Source organism: Sphingomonas sp. LH128 (genome assembly GCF_000293195.2).
Taxonomy (GTDB): domain Bacteria; phylum Pseudomonadota; class Alphaproteobacteria; order Sphingomonadales; family Sphingomonadaceae; genus Novosphingobium; species Novosphingobium resinovorum_A.
Map to the genome: position 1 here is coordinate 1 of NZ_ALVC01000383.1, position 1,581 is coordinate 1,581.

The window sequence follows — 1,581 nt, forward strand, 5'->3', positions numbered from 1 at the left end:
GTCGCCCTCGCCATATTCCGTGATGTTGCCGATGCCGCGAAACCGTCGCCGGAAGGATGGCGCCAAGCCGGATTGGGAGGTGCGGCGGCCCAGCGTCTGCTGGGTCTCGAAATAGCCGTCGATGTCGCAGGCGCCCGTTCCGCAATCGAAGTAGGGAGCGTTCTGCGCGTCGCGCACGCTTCCTCCCGCGTAGACGCCTGCGAGGATCAACGCGGCGCCCTTTTCCTCGGCATCGAGCATGTCGAAGCTGGTGGTGGAGCGCAGCGGTCCGTCCGGATCGAAACGCAGCACTGCCCGTATCGCATCGGTATGCACATCGTCCGCACGTCCGCCGCCGAGCAGGCGCGTATAGCCCTCGCGCCGTACCTGCTGGCCCGATACGCGAAGCGAGAAGGGGCCGGACGCGGGCAATTCGACCGCCGCTTCAAGGCGGTGCAATCCGTAGTTGCCGATTTCGCCTTCGACGTAGGAGGCGATGCCTTCGCCCGGTTGTACCGAGCGCAGCAGTACAGCGCCGCTGGTGGCATTCCGCCCGAACAGCGTCCCTTGGGCGCCGCGCAGCACTTCGACCGAAGCGATGTCGAACAGCGGCGAAAGCGCTGCCTGATTGGGCAGGGGCACTTCGTCCTGATAGACGACGAGCGGCAGCCGGTTCTCGTCGCTGATCGATCGCCGCTGGCCGCGCATCACCAGAAGCGGCGTGGCGCTGCTGGTCTGGCCGGTGGCGACGAAGCCCGGAGTTATGCGCGCCACGTCCGCCAGCGTACGAACGGCCGCGTGCTGCAGCGCCGAATTGTCGAGATGGGTCACGACCAGCGGCACGTCGCGCTCCAGTTCGGGACGACGCCGTGCGGAAACGAGAATTTCGGGAGGTTCGGGGACCGGGGCTGGAGGCCGGGGTTGCAGCACTTTGCGGACCGGCGGCGTCTTTGCGATCAGATATACGCCGGGGGCTACGGTACGAACGGACAGACCCATGCCGCGGGTCATTCGCGTCAACGCTTCGGCCGGAGTCATATAGCCGTGTATGGCATGCGTGCGCCGCGCCTCGCTACCGGGCGCGTTGACCAGGATCTGCACTCCGGCCTGCTGCCCCAGCGACGCTACGGCGCGGGACAGCGGAAGCGCAGGGACGTTCAGTTCCCCGTCCCGGGCGAAGGCTCCGGTCGCCGACCAAATGAGGACTGCGAACGCACAGACGGCATTCGCTATGTTAGCACGCAACCCGAAGTTTTCCCGGCAATTGAGCCATAATTCCCTGTGGCGGCGTGGCTATCGGCATCAGCGACACGCTTCAAGCAAAAGCTGGAAGGGGTTTGGCGCTGGGCTTGTCGGCTCGCAGTCTGCCTTGGTGCGGTTGCCCCCCTGTTGAAAACATTTTTGAAAATTGGCTGTTGACCGAATCAGAAGCCCCCCTTAGAGGCCGCTTCACCGCAGCGGAGCACGCTTCTGCTACGGTCGCCAACACAGACGGACAGCTAGTTCCCCCGATCGCAAGAACGAGGGACGCTTGGTTGTCCGGCTTTACTGTTCGGCGGGTCTGGCCCGCAAGGCTGGTTCGTTCTTTGACATTGTAGGTTT

1 protein-coding gene is annotated in these 1,581 nt (G+C 64.5%); it reads right to left on the reverse strand.

Features of this window, described 5'->3' with window-relative positions; all coding sequences use genetic code 11:
- A partial coding sequence (locus LH128_RS33805) for a TonB-dependent receptor plug domain-containing protein (protein WP_327195266.1) occupies positions 1-978 on the reverse strand: 978 nt, incomplete at its 3' end.
- Positions 979-1,581 lie beyond the last annotated feature (603 nt).